This is a genomic window from Methanolobus halotolerans (genome assembly GCF_004745425.1).
In the GTDB taxonomy this organism is placed as follows: Archaea; Halobacteriota; Methanosarcinia; order Methanosarcinales; family Methanosarcinaceae; genus Methanolobus; species Methanolobus halotolerans.
In genome coordinates this window covers 1-17,631 of record NZ_PGGK01000015.1, presented here as the reverse complement: position 1 = coordinate 17,631, position 17,631 = coordinate 1, and the positions used below count along the sequence as shown (strand labels likewise).

At 42.7% G+C, this 17,631-nt stretch carries 11 protein-coding genes; 7 read left to right on the top strand and 4 right to left on the bottom strand.

Annotation, left to right across the window (positions count from 1 at the left end; translation table 11 throughout):
* The first annotated feature begins 323 nt into the window (after positions 1-323).
* The 5 genes from CUN85_RS11040 to asnB (CUN85_RS11020) all read left to right on the top strand — a co-directional run bounded on the left by CUN85_RS11040 (position 324) and on the right by asnB (CUN85_RS11020) (position 7,804).
* Positions 324-614, top strand: coding sequence for a hypothetical protein (locus CUN85_RS11040; RefSeq protein WP_235856305.1), 291 nt, complete (start codon positions 324-326; stop codon positions 612-614).
* Between the two features lie 101 nt (positions 615-715).
* Positions 716-1,987 (top strand): lipopolysaccharide biosynthesis protein, encoded by a 1,272-nt coding sequence (locus CUN85_RS11035; RefSeq protein WP_135390378.1) that lies wholly within the window; start codon positions 716-718, stop codon positions 1,985-1,987.
* Positions 1,988-2,093: 106 nt separating this feature from the next.
* Positions 2,094-3,917 carry a hypothetical protein gene (locus CUN85_RS11030; RefSeq protein WP_135390377.1) on the top strand — a complete coding sequence of 608 codons (1,824 nt, stop codon included), beginning with the start codon at positions 2,094-2,096 and terminating at the stop codon, positions 3,915-3,917.
* 137 nt (positions 3,918-4,054) lie between these two features.
* Positions 4,055-5,899 carry an asparagine synthase (glutamine-hydrolyzing) gene (gene asnB / locus CUN85_RS11025; RefSeq protein ID WP_135390376.1) on the top strand — a complete coding sequence of 615 codons (1,845 nt, stop codon included), beginning with the start codon at positions 4,055-4,057 and terminating at the stop codon, positions 5,897-5,899.
* Positions 5,900-5,959: 60 nt separating this feature from the next.
* The gene (gene asnB, locus CUN85_RS11020; protein ID WP_135390375.1) at positions 5,960-7,804 is read left to right on the top strand and encodes an asparagine synthase (glutamine-hydrolyzing); all 1,845 of its coding nucleotides are present in this window, start codon (positions 5,960-5,962) and stop codon (positions 7,802-7,804) included.
* Positions 7,805-7,836: 32 nt separating this feature from the next.
* On the opposite strand, the gene CUN85_RS11015 is transcribed toward asnB (CUN85_RS11020), so the two are convergent.
* From CUN85_RS11015 to CUN85_RS11000, 4 genes are all read right to left on the bottom strand, one after another.
* Positions 7,837-8,841, bottom strand: a complete 1,005-nt coding sequence (locus tag CUN85_RS11015; RefSeq protein WP_135390374.1) for a GNAT family N-acetyltransferase — start codon at positions 8,839-8,841, stop codon at positions 7,837-7,839.
* A 43-nt stretch (positions 8,842-8,884) separates the two neighbouring features.
* Entirely contained in the window at positions 8,885-9,787 is a 903-nt protein-coding gene (locus tag CUN85_RS11010) for a GNAT family N-acetyltransferase (protein WP_235856310.1), read from the bottom strand.
* A gap of 76 nt (positions 9,788-9,863) precedes the next feature.
* Complete coding sequence (locus CUN85_RS11005) at positions 9,864-10,916, bottom strand: polysaccharide deacetylase family protein (RefSeq protein ID WP_135390372.1); 1,053 nt, start codon at positions 10,914-10,916, stop codon at positions 9,864-9,866.
* A gap of 14 nt (positions 10,917-10,930) precedes the next feature.
* Positions 10,931-12,049 (bottom strand): DUF354 domain-containing protein, encoded by a 1,119-nt coding sequence (locus CUN85_RS11000; protein ID WP_135390371.1) that lies wholly within the window; start codon positions 12,047-12,049, stop codon positions 10,931-10,933.
* 184 nt (positions 12,050-12,233) lie between these two features.
* Here CUN85_RS11000 and CUN85_RS10995 point away from each other — a divergent pair, with 184 nt between their 5' ends.
* Together CUN85_RS10995 and CUN85_RS10990 are read left to right on the top strand one after the other, a co-directional pair.
* Entirely contained in the window at positions 12,234-13,655 is a 1,422-nt protein-coding gene (locus CUN85_RS10995) for a right-handed parallel beta-helix repeat-containing protein (protein ID WP_135390370.1), read from the top strand.
* 434 nt (positions 13,656-14,089) lie between these two features.
* Positions 14,090-17,631, top strand: a 3,542-nt coding sequence (locus CUN85_RS10990; protein ID WP_135390369.1) for a right-handed parallel beta-helix repeat-containing protein, incomplete at its 3' end; no start/stop codon positions are given.

Genomic DNA, 17,631 nt, shown 5'->3' with positions numbered 1-17,631 from the left:
TAGAATTTGACATTATGGATGAGATGGGTGGAAGTGGTATTTAAGGGTTTTTGTAATTATATTCAAAAAAGTCCTTAATAAGAGATAAAAATGGCTGTGTAGAAATCCTCAATATTCAGGCAATAATTCAGAATCTCTATAATTTGGAATGTACCACTAATTTATGAGTATAATTACAGGATTAAGCCCAATGATCTTGATCACGATTAGGTTTTCTACAGAGCCCATATTTTCTGTATTAGTGAATTACTTGATTTAGATAGTAAAAGTTAAGTTCATTAAATGACTAATGTTATCTGTCCTTATATACAAAGTTAGTTGGAGTGGGTAGAACGTTAGCGGTGCTTATACATCCCAGTGTTTTAATAGATTCGGGCGTGGCGGAGAATGCTGCAACAGAAGCAATTAATATAAGTATAAATAGTGGATTTTCTGATCAAAGTGTATTCGGAGCTCTTGCCCTCATAGTCCTGCTTGCCTCCAGAAAGATGCTAAAGGCATCCGATGAATGGAATAAAGATATTGGTTCATTCTTCCGAATGAGTATCTTGCCGTTGACGATAGCGTTTATAGCAACCATTAGCCTCTATATAATGCAAATACTGGGTCAATGAATATCAATTACCAATAACAATAGATAGTAGGACCGTTTCTGATAATTAACAACGGTTATTCAGATTTCTTTGAACCGGGTCTACTTATAAGTGATACACATATGAAATGGTTACAGATACTAAGTCCCATTATAGGGGGGCGTAGAATAAATGTTGAGGATCTTACTGCCAGTCTGAAAGATCCGCTTTACCGAAACTCAATATTCCTGCTACTGGGAAGGCTATTGAATGTCGGGGTAGGTTTCCTTTTCTGGCTGATAGCTGCCAGGCTGTACCCTACAGGGGAAGTAGGTGTTGCAACTGCACTGATATCCACCCTCGGGCTGATCGTATTTATCTCCAGCATGGGCTTTAATTTCTCGCTTATACGTTTTATAAATTTAAGCGCAAAAGAGAGCGTTCTGAACACTTCCATTATAATAACTACCATAGTGTCTGCATTTGTAGCGATAATATACCTGTTGATCGTGAATAATGTACTCCACAATATATCCCTTCTTCAGAAAACAGGCTATGCCGCGTTTTTCTTATTAACAGTAGTGGCGAACTCGATGTTCTTTATGTCAGGAGAAGCTTTCAAAGCACTGAGGGATACAAAGGATTTCTTCCTGCAGAACCTTGTTCTTTCTTCCAGGGTCCCACTGCTCATACCTCTTGTATATCTGGGAAACTTCGGAATATTCGTAGCCATTGGCATTACATACATACTTTCAACTATCTTCAGCTTTCACCTGTTAAGTAAAAAAGCTAATTTAAAAGCCAAGATCGACAAAGTATTCCTGAAAGAATCATTCACCTTCTCCTCAGGAAATTACATTTCCAACCTGCTGTATGAAAGTCCTTCCCTGTTAATGCCTACGATCATATTGAGCCTTGTCGGAAAGGAAGAAGCTGCCCTGTACTATATCGCATATGCCGTAAGCAATCTTATCTGGATAGCACCCACGGCCATTAGTACCTCACTTTTCATAGAGGGTAGCTACGGAGAAGGCATTAAAAGAAACCTCATGCGATCAGGAGTAGCCGTGCTCGTATTGCTGGTTCCCAGTATAATTTTTATATATGTGTTTGGTGCCACCATACTGCAGCTGTTCGGAGCAGACTATATCGAATCTTTACCCTTGCTTCAGATCCTTGTATTGTCAAGTTTTTTTGTAGCTTTGCATAATTTCCTTGTCCCCATATTAAACTTACAGATGAAGGTAAATAAACTAATCAAGATCAATCTTCTCAGGTTCTTAATGTTGATCGGGCTTTCATATATACTGCTCGCAGAATACGGGATACTGGGATTTGGCTACGCGTGGATGATCACTTACATAGTCCTTACGTTGGTCACATTGAGAATCTCAAGAAAAGAGGGATGGATTTAAATCATATAATTAAAAATTGAATAGTGGTTTAGGGGTTGTTAATATTAGGGGTACTAAAAGGATGTACAGGGCCACCTTTGGGCTGGTTCTATTTGGAAGTTATGTAATGGCATTTGTAGGCCTTGCAATACCGTTTTTAATGGGGCAGCCTAACCTGACCCTCCTTGGCACATATCTGGCAGTTCCAATGCTTCTGGCACCTCTCATATATGCGGTGCAGAGCAAAAATACAGACTATCTTTTGGAAATGAAAGAGGAGTATTTTAAGTTATTCCTGTCCGCCTATTTTATATTCTTCAGCATATCGTTGATATTGCTGCATAGCAACCTTGTAAGGCCATACAGTTACTACGGAGTGATCGCTATAATGGGCCTGCTTGTACTGGCCCAGATACTTTTATTCAAAAGTTCACAGAAAAGATCATGGATAATACTTTTCCAGATTATGATCCTGTTGCTTGATATAATCTGGGGGGTGAACCTGAATTACTCTTTCTTTATAGAAAGAACAGATGTTTTCTTCCACACATGGATGATAGAGATCCTGGTCGATGGAGGGCGCATTACCGAGAATTTCGACCTCTACTCCTCGTTCCCTCTCTGGCACATACTTGGTGCCTCGGCATATATGGTTACATCACTTGATATCGCAGCATATAAGGTCATGTATCTGACAAACGGTATAATCTTTGCGTTCATTCCTCCAGCAGCCTACCTGTTATCAAAGAAGATATTCCGGGAAGAGAAACTGGCACTCATCACCGCATTGCTTGTTGCTATCTATCCCGAGATCCTCAAATACGGACTGGCAGCAATTGCAAGAAGCACTATATCGTTCATTGAGGTATTACTGATACTGGCCTTGTTATATAACAGAGATTCACGGAGAATATTCCTGGCACTTCTCATCACAGTAGCTATAATCGCATATCACACTGTGTCCATACCCTTCGTGCTCATAGTATTGCTATTGTTGTATGCACTCCAGAGGATCTATAGTGTAAGCAAGGATCATAGAATAACTGATTTTGATTATCTGGCGTTTGCTGTGGTTGCAACACTCGGCTATTGGGCATACATTGCAACAGACCTTTTTACCATGATCATCAATAACCTCACGGCCCCTGCCCCGACCAGTATTTCTACCGAGTCGGTCCTGACGGCTCCTTTTCAGGAACTGTTCAATTATCTGCAATACTCCCCCATACTCTTCTTCGTGCTCATTGGAACGCTGGAAGCTATGAAACGGGAAAATGTATCCGAACCTGCAAAGATGATATGTCTGACAGGTTTGCTCACCACCGCTATATCATTCCCCGGTCCTGGTTTTCTTATAAGCAAATTTGGAGAACACTTCAATATAGAGAGATTCGGAGAGTACACATTCATTTTCATCGTTATTGTTGCTGCCTTTGGATTTTACACAACCTACCTGAGATCGAAGAAGAATACCAAAAGGGTGTTGATCCTGCTGTTCGTAGTCCTGGTATTCCTGTCAGTATCCAATGATTTTGTCGCATCAGATAATCCGATTGTCAAAAGGCCCTTCTATACATTCTATCTGACCGAAGAAGAAACAGACGGTTTCGACCATGCAGGCTATTTATCAGAGGGAAGAGTGATGGTAGATTTTGTGACACACAGGTACATGGAAACAGCACCATATATGGAAAAAATCCACATACTGGAAGTGGACCCGTCTGAAAATGATTTCCTCAGAGCAAACAGTTCAGAACCCATACTGATAAGGACAGGTGAACTGGACAAGAGGCCGTTGAAGTTAGCCACGATAGAAGATGGAGAGTTCATTTCAACTCCCACTATGGAATCAATACTGGACTATTACTATCCTGAAGATTCACAACTGTGGGCATCCCTTGAAGAGTATAATAAGATATACGAGTCAAACAGCGTTGCAACCTATATATGAGTTACTCATTACAATTCTCAAGATTCAGATAAAAAACTATGAGGATATAAGAAAGAATTAATCTTGCTGAAATAAAAATACGAACTATTATCAGTAATTCTTATAAGGGAATAAACATAGTATCATAGTGTGGTAAAATGTGTGGGGTTATAGGCTTTAACTGGAAGGATGAGTCACTACTCAGGAAAATGTGTGAATCGATCAGGCACAGGGGCCCGGATGGAAAGGGAGCATATGTAGATGATCACGTATCTCTAGGGCACAGAAGACTTGCAATACTGGACGTGCCCGGAAATAATCAACAACCTATGTCCAATGAGGACGGTACAATACTTCTGATCTATAACGGAAGGATATACAATTTTCCGGAGATAAAAGAAGAACTTGCCGGAAAAGGACATAAGTTCAGAAGTCACACCGATACTGAAGTCATAATGCGTGCTTACGAAGAATACGGAGCCGACTGTGTCCATCATTTCAACGGGATGTGGGCTTTCTGCATCTATGATAAGACAAAGAACATCCTTTTCCTTAGCAGAGACAGGTTTGGCATAAAACCGATGTATTATTACTTTGAAGGAGACAGATTCATATTCTCCTCGGAGATCAAGGCAATTATCGAACATGACATTCCCAGAAAGGAGAACAGGAGTATAATATTTGACTACCTGTATTTCAATCTGACAGATCATAGTGAAGAAACCTTTTTCACCGGTATAAAAAGGCTCATGCCCAGCCATAACATGATATTCGATCTTGCGGGCAACAGGCTGGAGATCGAACGTTATTATGATGTTCAGGAAAATATAGTCGAAAATGCAAACGACCCTAGAAAGATCAAGGAACTGTTCACAGAATCAGTCAGCAGGGCGCTTATCAGTAACGTTCCCATGGGAAGCTGTCTGAGCGGAGGCATTGATTCATCATCGATCGTTGTTACGATGCGAAAGCTCAATCCTGAAGCGGAAATTAAAACATTTTCCATGAAATTCCCGGGAGAGGCGATAGACGAAGCTTCATACCAGAAAGATGTATATGAAAAAGTAAATTCGACCAATTACGGTGTTACTCCCCAGCCCTCCGAACTTATAGACGATCTGCAGGACCTGTTCATTACGCAGGAAGAGCCCTTCAGTGGAACAAGTGTATATGGACAGTACAGGATAATGAAACTGGTACACGATGAAGGTGTAAAAGTACTGATGGATGGGCAGGGAGCCGATCAGGTACTTTCCGGAAGTAACTACTTTAACGGATATTATTATTATGAACTGCTCAAACAATTCGATGTTTCCCAGTTATTAAGAGAGGCAACCCAATATTATTCTAAATCGAAGTCATTCATACCTCTTACCTATCTTGGCCTGCGCATGACACCCGACGGCATCAAGAGATATCTGTACAACCATCAGAAAGCGCCACATTTAGCCCGCAGGTTCATTGAAGAGAATGCAGCACGCGAGGACATGAGATGGCACATATCATCCTTAAGTGAAGCAGCGTACAATAGCATTTTGTTCTATGCACTCCCGCATCTTCTCAGGTTCGTTGACAAGAACTCGATGAGATTCTCCCTCGAATCAAGAGTTCCCTTCCTTGATCACAAACTTGCGGAATATCTGTTATCCATGCCAAATGAACTAAGGGTATCCGACGGGGTAACCAAATACGCATTCAGACAGGCAATGGAGGATGATCTTCCGGCAAGCGTACTTTCAAGGCATGATAAAATAGGTTTTGAGACCCCTGAAGAGAAATGGTTAAAGGACGAAGCTGTGGTTCCCATTGTTCACAGGATACTAGATTCAAAGAGCTTTATGGCAAGAGATTTCTGGAACTGGGAAAAGGTCCGGGATATGTATGAGAAATTATTGAAAGGAGAAACATCTGCCATATTCGTGGGAACGGAGATATGGCGATGCGTATCAATAGAATTATGGATGAGATTGTTCATCGAAAAGCAGGAATTCGTGGGTGAATAAGATCACAGACATCCGGAAAAGGGGTTTTCCGGTCATTATAAAATTACGGAGAGTGGTTACATGTGTGGGATTGCAGGATTTAACTGGAATGATGAGTTGATACTTAATAGAATGTGCGAGTCTATCAAACACAGAGGACCGGATGATGAAGGAAGCTATCTGGATGATGAAGTATCTCTGGGCCACAGGAGACTGTCCATTCAGGACCTGTCAGAAAAGGGACACCAACCCATGGCAAACGAAGATGGCACAATAATTTTGGTATACAACGGAGAGATATATAATTTTTTAGAACTTAAAGAAGAACTTATTGAAAAAGGATATGACTTTAGAAGCCACACCGACACTGAAGTCGTGCTGTATGCTTATGAAGAATACGGAGCCGATTGTGTACAGCATTTCAACGGGATGTGGGCTTTCTGCATCTATGATAAGACAAAGAACATCCTTTTCCTTAGCAGAGACAGGTTTGGCATAAAGCCGGTGTATTATCATTTTGACGGAAACAGATTCATATTTTCCTCGGAGATCAAGGCAATTATTGAACATGACATTCCCAGAGAGGAGAACAGGGCTATCGTTTTTGACTATCTTTACTTCAATCTGACAGATCACTGTGAAGACACTTTTTTCACCGGTATAAAAAGACTCATGCCGGGTCACAACATGATATTCGACCTCTCATCCAAAAAAATAGATATCGATCAGTATTATGATGTAAAGACAAAGTCTGTAAAGGAGGAGAACGATCACCTGAAGGTAAAAGAGATATTCACGGATTCTGTCAGGAAAAGGCTTATTTCAGATGTACCAGTGGGAAGTTGCCTTAGCGGAGGTATTGACTCATCAGCGGTGGTCGTGACCATGAGAAAGGTAGACCCTGATGCAGAGATCAAAACATTCTCCCTGAGATTTCCGGGTAATTCCATTGATGAAGGAGTGTACCAGCAGGAGATCAACAACATGGCCAACTCGGTGAACTTCTGTATCAGTCCGAAACCTTCAGAACTTATCAACGATCTGCAGGAACTTTTCCTTGCCCAGGAAGAGCCTTTCAGCGGGACAAGTGTATACGGACAATACAGAGTAATGAAACTTGCCAGCGATAATGGAATGAAGGTACTTCTGGATGGCCAGGGAGCGGATGAGGTCCTTGCAGGTTATCACTATTTTCATGGGTACTATTATTATGAGTTACTTAAACGGTTCAAGTTCTCTCTTTTATTGAAAGAGGCTAATAGCTGTTATGCCAAGTCCAGGTCATTTTCGCCAATTATATACCTTTTCCTTCGCATGACACCTTCAAGCATCAAGAGATTCATTTATAATAACCGGAAAGTGCCTTTCCTGTCATCTGATTTTGTCACAGAGCATAAGGACAGGAAGGATGAAAGATGGGACATTTACACGCTGGATGAAGCACTTTATAGCAGTCTTGCCACATACTCACTGCCACATCTGCTCAGATTCGAGGATAAGAATTCGATGAGATTCTCCATTGAGTCCAGAGTACCTTTCCTGGATCACAGGTTCGTAGAATATCTGTTCTCCATGGACCCGGGACAAAAGATCCATGACGGAGTCACAAAATACACATTCAGGCAGGCAATGGAGGGAGAGTTGCCTCAAAGCATACTCTCAAGGCATGATAAGATAGGTTTTGCAACACCTGAGGAGAGCTGGCTGAAGGATGAAGCAGTAAGAGACATCATCCACAGGATCATTGACTCGGAGAGTTTCCGCAAAAGAAGGTACTGGGACGGGGAAATGGTAAGAGGTATGTATGAGAAACTGGTGGAAGGCAAGTCTTCCAGTATATTTGTAGGAACAGAAATATGGCGATGCATATCAGTGGAATTGTGGATGCGCCTGTTTATTGACAGACAGGGTTTCATGGCGGAATAAGGGTCTGACACACCCTCCAGGCCACGATCCTTTCAGATAGTTTTCTTATAGATGTTGAAGAATGCCCACTCTGCTATGTTACCGATCCAATCTTTTTTGACAAGCCTGTACTTCATCCGGAGAGAAGGGTCAAACTGGGCTTTGAATGCTGCAATACTTGGAACATCCGCACCCCCTAGCTCAAGCTCATTATAATCCATATCCTTGCCCTTCCTGATAAGCTCCCAGTACAGGAACTCATTCACAGGGAGACTGGCCTCCGGCTTTACATTTCCCAGCCACATGGTTATTCTCTTATACTCTGCGGTCATCAGGCTGCCCAGGAGATCGCCTTCTCTGTTACGGATGTAGTACAGCTTTACCTCGTCAGGGTACAGGCTGCGCAGTTCTTCAAGGTATTCTTTACCTGCAACAGGGAACTTAAGACCCTGCTTCCTATACCTTTCAACCGAGCTGTCATAGAACGAAGAAATATCGTCACTCTCCACCAGTTCCAGGTCATACCTGTCCAGCTTTTTAATTGCATCCTTTCTTGAAGAACTGAAACCCCTGAATATATTTTCAAGAGGCCTTTGCAGGTCAATATAAAATGTGCTCATTGTGTCGATCGTGAAATCATTCCATTTGAAGTGTCTGACATCATGGAACTTCGGCGTCAATGCAATGGAAACATAGTTTGCATTCATCCGGTCGACCTCTTCTGTAAACAGTTTCCCCATATCATACATATGCATGCTTTTCTTACTCTGTTTCATGATGTCACAACGGGGACTCACTACAAAACCAAGACAGGGGATTGCTGACTGAGGAGGAGGAGAGAATACCATCCTTATACCGTTGAATTTTTTAAAAAAAATAGGAATTATACATATCAATTCTTCTGTTATGTACACACCGAGGGGATAAAGTTCGCAACCAGTGTGTTTCTCCACGGTCCGCAGGAAATCCCATTTATGAAAGATGGTCCCGTAAGAACTCTCGTCTATAAACTGGTCCCATACCTGCTGATCATTAACAATAGATATATGAATATTCAACCCCCCGGATTAAGATATATGCTGCCACCAAACAGGTAAGTTGTCAGAACTTGCTCTTTTTACAAACATTCAGATAGGTCCACTCTGCCATTTTCCCCACCATGTCTTTCTTGAATATCCTGTAATTTGTCTCTATTGTTGGATTGAACTGCGATTTGAAAGCACACAACCGGGGAATGTCTGCTCCCCCCAGTTCAAGCAGCTCGTAATTTTCAGCCTTGCTTTTCTTAATGAATTCCCAGTATAAGAACTCATTAACAGGAGCCTTGGTATCTGGTTTTACGCTGCCGATCCATAATGTCACACGTCTGTGTTCCGTTGTCATGACGGCCCCAAGAGTGTTGCCATCCTTATCCTTTATGTAATAAACTTTCACCTGATCAGGATAAAGCCTCTGCAATTCCTCAATATAGGCTTTGCTCGTGACAGGGAACTTGAGCCCCTGTTCATCATATCTTTGTACAGAGAGATCGAACAAAAGAGAGACATCTTTGTCCTCTACAAGCTGCATATCTGAGCTCTCGTTCTTTTTAATGATCTTTCTTTTCGAGACGTTGAACTCCTTCAATATATCTTCAAGTGGTTTTTGCAGATCGATCACAAAAGTGTATAAAGGGTCGATCATGAAACCATGCCATTTGAAAGGTCTGATGTCAGTAAATGACGGTGTCAGTAAAATGGATACATAGTTAGCACCCAGACGATTGATCTCTTCTGCGAACAGCTCTCCGATCTCATACATACGCTGCCCCCGCTTGCTTTGTTTCATGCCATCAAGCCGCGAACTCAGCACATAACCAAGATAGGGTATCCCGGTCTGCGGAGGAGGGGAAAAGACAACCTTGACCCCATGTATTTTCCTGAAGAAAAGAGGTATCACGCAGATCAGTTCCTCTGTTATGTACATGCCCAGAGGATAAAGCGTATATCCCGTATGCTTCTCCACTGTATGCAAAAAATCCCATCTATGGAAAATAGTCCCGTAAGGGCTCTGCTCAACAAATGTATCCCACACTTGCGGATCATGAATAGTTGATATATGTATTATCCCACCACCTGTAAATATCTTCACCACTTGTTATCCAGGCATTCTTTTGATTGCAGTAATCAAGTATCTTTATGTAAAGATTCCTCCAGTCCTTCCTGAAAGGCGTACTAAAGGAACTATTGTGCCATAACAAAGTGATTATGCCGTTATACTTCTCACCGGTATCAAGTATCCCCTTTATAAGCTCCCAGGAATCCTTAAAAGAGCTGGTACAATTGAAGAGTGCGGAATCCATAACTATAAGAGGGATTTCCAGAATGTCCAGTGATTTACCTGTCCCGGCATCATAGGGCCTGAAGGGGTGACACAACCCATTCCTGAAACCCACTGCATTATTAAATCCCAGTGTGCTATCATACTTGAACCCGGCTTTTGAAAGGACCTCCCATGAATCGGTCATCTTAAAACGCAGATAATGATTCCTGAAACCTATCACCTCACTACCAAGAACATTTTCAAGTTTCTGCTTTTCTTTTACAAGATCATCATAATTAGCATAGGAAAAATAACCACCGTGAAGTCCAACCTCACATTCCCGGTCTATAATCTCTCCCATATAGCTGCCTGCGTCCTCGATATCATACCGAAACCGGCGAGGATCCTTTTCTGCAGTCAGGAAATAGAATGATGACTTTGCTCCGTAGCTTTCCTCAATATCCATTATCTCCCTGAAATTAAGATACGGAGAATAATCTTTGCCGTTGAACCTCCATAAAGCATGTTTTTTCAACTGACTCATGTTCGCACCTTTTACCGAATGGAACATGGAAAGCAAAGTATGCGGCAGAGGGGGATATATATCATCTACATCGTGTGTCAGACAAAGAGCAAATTTCTTTTCTTCCGGCAGGACTACTTCAAACCCGCTGTCTATCAAAGACCGGGATACATCGGGAGATAAGACATCACTTAGTTGACAGCGGCCGAAATCAAAACAACTGTCTACACCAGAGTGCATTATCAGCTCCTCGTCCTTGCCGATGAACTTAGCCCATATATCCGGATTATGCCTTATCGATTCGTACATTACGACACCTGGAACTACTTTTTAGCCTTGTCCGAGATCAGATCGATATGTTTAATTCCAAACTTGCTCACATCGATCTTATCTAGGATAGGTCCCTCTTTTTTAGCCCTGCCGGAGATCTGATTGATATGCCCCATTATAAACTCGTTCACATCGATCTTATCCCGGATGAGTTTATCTTTCTTGATCGCCCACTGCTTTTTTGATTCAGGATCGCTGAGTATCCCGATAGCTTTTCTGAGAGCCTCTTCTGAATTATTGAAGCAGTGGATCATTTCGTATTTAGTCTCGAGTTCAGTGAAGTTACCCATGGTCCCCACAAGGGATGAAACATACACCGCCGGCGTACCAAGTATCGCGCTTTCCACAGCCGTGGTACCACCATCACCAAGATACAGGCTTGCGTGATAAAGGAGATCATGTAGCTTTTCAGGACTGACAGATATCCTGTATTTCTCAAGGCCTCCATTGAGTTCCTGTTCCGAGGTGATGAACACCTTTCCGTACTTTTCCAGCTTCTGAACAAGTTCCAGTTTATTTGTGATCCCATGCTGACCAATGTCATGACTTGCCCCCCATGAAACGAACCTGAGCACTATTATCCTGTCATCCTCTTTCAGATCGAGATCTGATAAGAAATCCGGGTCCGGCTCGAAGTAACCCGGATAGAGGTACGCAAGCTCATGGAATCCATTATACCTTATCTGCTTACTCCCCAGGTCCCGCGCATAGGACGAAGGAGTGAACACCCGATCTGCAAAAGGAAGTGTAACGTAGTTCGCAAGTTTGGCATGTTCAGTATCCGTGAAAATGAATGACGCCTTTCCGGTAAGCCATGCCACATGCGCTACACATGGATTAAGGACACCCATCAGGATATCCGGATCGAACTTCTTTGCGACCTTAAGTAGTTTTAGGTCCCTTGAAACCCATTCACGGATAAGACTACCTTTTCCAGAACCAATCTTACTAAGGACCTCATACTTAATGCCGCATGACTCAAGCAGATTCACAGTAACGTCTTTTTCCCTGGCAGTTACAAGCACCTGATGACCATTTCTTTCCAGCTCCAATACCATATTCTTGAAGAAATGGACATGCGCAGGATGTCCTATATCAATGAGAACTCTCATTTTTACCCCCTTTAACTATTACACCTAACTCATATATAATCTTTTTTGAATAGTAACGATTTTCAGCAGGATTAAAAAAAATAAATAAGGTTATTATCCATTCCCGGAGAGTTCTGACAATCATTTTTTAATAAATAAGTTACCTATAGTAGACTGATCATAAATACCGGAGGCGGGGGTAAAAATGAATAGATCAAAGATAGGGTTAGTACTAGTGTTCCTGCTCATTATTATTGTAGCGTACTTTGCTTACACATATGGAATAACGGAAGAAGAAACTGAAATAGAAGAAGTAGAGCCAGTACCTGATATCATTGTTGAGAAGAGCGGAACTGTGACGCAGGTTATTGATAACAGTACACAGGCAGTCCTTTACGAAGGCGATGATACAAGTGCTATCAGGGCTGCGGCAAGAGCCATTGACCAGGGAACGATCCTTGTCAGGCCGGGAACATATACGATCACTTCAACAATACTGATCGGATCGAACACAGAGCTGATCGGTGATGACGCCATACTCAAAGGTTACAAGGTATTCAGGATATACGACGCGGCCAATGTAAGGATAAAAGGTTTCGAGTTCAAAGGTCCTTTGGAAGAGTATGCCGGACGCAGTGGGAGTTATGGTGTCCTGCAGATAGCTAATAGTAATAACTGCCTGATAGAGGACAACACTTTCAGCAATTTCAACGACTACGGCATATATCTCGTAACACGTTCCACTTCTGACCATAATCAGCAGATAACCATTAAGAATAACGAATTCCTTGATTTTGGTTACTGTGGCGTGATGATCGGTAAACAGTCCAGTCAGATCTACGTGGATGACAACCTGTTCAAAGATATCAACACAAGGCTGCTGAATACAAACTCGTACGGTATAGCTGTTGCCAAGGGGAGTACTTCATACAAGTATGCAGAATACATCTATATCAGGAACAATATCGTGGAGAACAACCCTATGTGGGAAGGTATTGACAGTCACGGGGCCAACCATCTTTACATAGAGAACAATGAGGTTACAGACTGCAGAATACCGATATCAGTCTCACACATCACTGAAGATGATACATACACAGAATCCTTACATGACGTAACTATCACAGGTAACTACATAAAGGGTAACTTCGATGCCGCAAAACAGGATTCAGGTATCTATGTTCTCGGTGGACGCAACAATGCGAGAACAGTTGTCAAGCCATACATCAATGTAGTTCTGAAGGATAACACCATTACAGAGGTCAACAACTGGCTGTACAGGGATGACGGTGCGATAGTAGTACGCAATGTTGATGAAGTACTTATTTACAACAACAGTATATCAAAGGTCGGAGGAACCGGCATAAACCTTGAGAACGCAAACAATGTGCTTGTGCAAAAGAACAGGATCAAGGAACTTGTCACAATACTGGAACCAAGAAGTGCGATCAGTGTGTCACATGTGACAGAAGACTATGTGATAGATATAGAAGATAACGCTATAGATCTTTCTGCAGAATGCCAGATCCATTTTGATGCCTCTGCAGATATTACCGAAAAGTGTATGGACCTGTCCCAATTCTCCCTGTCAAATAGTGGGACAGGAAGCAAAAATATTTTTCTTTAAAAATACCCGGGTAATGCTTTGATCGCGAAAAGAAACATTTTTCTCTCTTTTTGCTGTTGAACGGAGGAAAGTTCGAAGAGAAAGTATCTTTTTTAAACCATGAATTAGCATGGAAATTAGTATACGATGTAACTAATGCCTAACCTGGCATACAGAGATTTTTTAAGCTCTTGAATGCGTTTTAGGCAAACTTGGTAGCTTTTTTACCTCTGATAGCATATATATAGTTTAAACTATATTTAGAAAAAGCCTGTCACAATATGCCATAATTTATACAAGATTCGTCATATAAAAAGGACTTGTGGAAATTTATTTTCGCCGAAGAGTCTTTGGAAGAATTTTATACTGAATCAATGAGCATGTTTCGGACAGGTTGACCTGGATTACTACAAAAAACACTTTTAATGAAAAACATGAGTTGAGAAGGTCAAAAAATGGATGCTACAAGAAAAACGATAAGCCTATTCATGGTTTTCTTGTTCCTTAATTTAAGTTTAGGAGCAGTGATCTCTTCAGCAGCCCTAACAGGAAGCTCCGAAGATATCGATTACACGGTAAGCATTTCTAAAGACTCCGGTACAACACTTGTAAAGACAAGTGATGGAACGGTGGTCTACAACGGAAACAGCGACGTAGGAGCCATGAAGGCCGCAGTCAATGCTATTGACAATGGCATTATCCTGATAGACTCAGGGACATACATGATCAGCTCACCTGTGTCATTGAAGTCCAATATCGAGTTAGTCGGGAACAATGCCGTGCTTAAAGGTTACAAGATATTCACGATAAGCAGTGCAACAAATGTCAAAGTGAGAGGACTTGAATTCACCGGTCCTGACCAGTTGTACGGGTCTGTTGGAAGCAGCTCCGGTCTCATCAATATCGTGAACAGCAAGAACTGCTTCATAGAAAGCAATACATTCCACAATTTCAGGGATTATGGTGTTAATGTGGCCGTGGGTTCCACGTCCCATAGCAACGAGCAGATAACCATCAGGAACAATGAGTTCCTTGATTACGGTTATGCCGGTGTTATGATCTGGAAACAATCCTATCACATTTATGTGGAGGATAATACCTTCAAGAACATCAATACCAGGAAAGTGAATGGAAATGCCTATGGAGTCGCTGTTGCCAAGGGAAGTAACTCTTACAAGCACCCGGAGCACATCTATATCAGGCACAACTGGATAGAGAACAATCCTGTATGGGAAGGCATAGACAGCCATGGTGCAAACCATGTCTATATCCAGGACAACACAGTTATTGACTGTAAAGTGCCAATCGCCGTCTCCTACCAGACCAATGAGGGGACCTATCCCCTGCCTGTCCACGATATAGTGATTACCGGGAACTATGTGAAAGGGAACATGAACTCTCCGGATAAACAGCATTCAGGGATACATGTTCTGGGCGCGCGCAACTATGCTCAGCCATACACAAACATAAATGTCTCCGGCAATACCATCATGGATGTGAACAGCTGGCTGGTCAGCGATGACGGAGCCATAGTCCTGAGGGACGTCAACGGCGGAATCATTGATAACAACCGCATAATAGGTGTTGGAGGCACTGGCATCAACCTGTTGAACGCTGATAACCTGGTCGTTCAGAATAACGACATAAAGAACCTCATTAAGATATCAGGTTCTACAAAGGGCATAGAGATGCAAGCTGTGAAGAAGAGCTTCAGCACAACCATCAGAGACAACAGTTTTGACAGCTCCGTGGGATACCATGGATATGCAAACTCCGGTTATACATACAGCGCAACGCTGGTGAACGAGATGCAGTCAAAGTTCGGTGGTGCCTTAAAACTCACAGTCCTGACGGACTCCACACCGACCACATCAACAGTCGATCCACCACTGACTCCGCCGGAACCCCGTCCCCTTGACGAGACAAGCGAATCAGATACTGATACCGGAACTGTGACCCCACCGGCCACGACCCCGGATGAAAGTGATGATACGAGCGATGTCAGTGGCATAGAACACGACATAAGTGTTTCTAAGAACTCTGGCACAACAGTCGTCAAGACAAGCGAGGGAAATGTAATACACAGTGGAAACAACGATGTGGAAGCCTTACGGGCTGCGGTCAATGCGATAGACCAGGGCACCATCCTGGTAGATGCAGGGACATATATGGTCAGCTCATCGGTTTCACTGAAATCCGGGATTGAAATGATCGGAAACGATGCTGTGCTGAAAGGTTACAGTGTATTCCGCATCAATGACGCAACAGAAGTCAGGATAACAGGTTTCACATTCAGTAACCCCGACCAGTCATACCTGGGACACTCAGGCAGTACAGGTCTTGTGGAGATAGAGAACAGTGAGAAAGTTCTCATCGAGAACAACACGTTCACTAACTTCAGGGATTACGGAATTGACCTGGAAACCCGTACAGCTACCAGTTCTAACAAACAGATAACCATACAGAACAACGAGTTTTACGATTATGGTTACGCTGGTGTTATGATCGGGAAGCAGGCAAGTAATGTATATGTTGAGAACAACCTGTTCAAAGACATCAATACAAGAAAACTTAGCGGGAACTCCTATGGTGTTGCGGTTTCCAAGGGAAGCAGCACTTACCAGTATTCGGAATACATTTACATCAGGAACAATACAATCGAGAACAATCCCGTGTGGGAAGGTATCGATAGTCACGGTGCGAACTATCTTTTCATTGAAGACAATGAGATCATAGACTGCAGGATACCAATATCAGTCGCACAAATAAACAGCGATGATAAATATCCTGTACCCGTGCATGATGTCACCGTTACCGGAAACTACATCAAGGGCGACTTCACTGCGGAAAAACAGGATTCAGGCATCTACGTGCTTGGAGGGCGAAACAGCGCCAGAACAGTGGTTAAGCCCTACTTCAAGGTAAATGTCTCCGACAATACAATTGTTGATGTCAACAACTGGCTGGAAGGAGACGAGGGTGCAATCGTGTTAAAGAATGTTGACGATGCTGTTGTAAACAACAATGATATCGCCGGAGTAGGTAAGACCGGTATCAACCTGCAGGATGCGGACAACGTGGTCATGCAGGATAACGAGATAAAGGATATCAGGCAGATAGCAGGTGCAAAGATGGGTGTGAAGATGCTTCCTATAATACAGGATAACACGCTCACGCTCAGTAACAACACCTTCGATGATTCTGCCGATTACAACGCCTACACGTACTCCAAGTTCGGGCACGGATACCTGGTAAATCTGATGAATCAGGACATATCGAAGTTCTATACTCTCAATGGGGGCATGGAACTGGTCACATTGGATGAACCTGAGCCGGAACCCGAAACCCCTCCCACGGACAATGAAGAGGGTACCCCGGATAACACTGAGGAAGATAGCGGAACTGTGACTCCACCTGCCACCACACCGGAAGATAGTGGTGACGGGGATGCAGCATACGATATCAGTGTTTTCAGGAACGCCGGAACAACGGTCGTAGAGACAAATAACGGAGAGGTCGTATACAGCGGAAGCAACGATGTGGAAGCCTTACAGGCTGCGGTCAATGCGATAGACCAGGGTACCATCCTGGTAGATGCAGGGACATATATGGTCAGCTCATCGGTTTCACTGAAATCCGGGATTGAAATGATCGGAAACGATGCTGTGCTGAAAGGTTACAGTGTATTCCGCATCAATGACGCAACAGAAGTCAGGATAACAGGTTTCACATTCAGTAACCCCGACCAGTCATACCTGGGACACTCAGGCAGTACAGGTCTTGTGGAGATAGAGAACAGTGAGAAAGTTCTCATCGAGAACAACACGTTCACTAACTTCAGGGATTACGGAATTGACCTGGAAACCCGTACAGCTACCAGTTCTAACAAACAGATAACCATACAGAACAACGAGTTTTACGATTATGGTTACGCTGGTGTTATGATCGGGAAGCAGGCAAGTAATGTATATGTTGAGAACAACCTGTTCAAAGACAT

Coding starts and splice junctions, on each gene's coding strand:
- CUN85_RS11035 (WP_135390378.1), top strand. CDS start 716: ATGAAATGGTTACAGATACTAAGTCCCATTATAGGGGGGCGTAGAATA.
- CUN85_RS11030 (WP_135390377.1), top strand. CDS start 2,094: ATGGCATTTGTAGGCCTTGCAATACCGTTTTTAATGGGGCAGCCTAAC.
- asnB (WP_135390376.1), top strand. CDS start 4,055: ATGTGTGGGGTTATAGGCTTTAACTGGAAGGATGAGTCACTACTCAGG.
- asnB (WP_135390375.1), top strand. CDS start 5,960: ATGTGTGGGATTGCAGGATTTAACTGGAATGATGAGTTGATACTTAAT.
- CUN85_RS11005 (WP_135390372.1), bottom strand. CDS start 10,916: ATGTACGAATCGATAAGGCATAATCCGGATATATGGGCTAAGTTCATC.
- CUN85_RS11000 (WP_135390371.1), bottom strand. CDS start 12,049: ATGAGAGTTCTCATTGATATAGGACATCCTGCGCATGTCCATTTCTTC.
- CUN85_RS10995 (WP_135390370.1), top strand. CDS start 12,234: ATGAATAGATCAAAGATAGGGTTAGTACTAGTGTTCCTGCTCATTATT.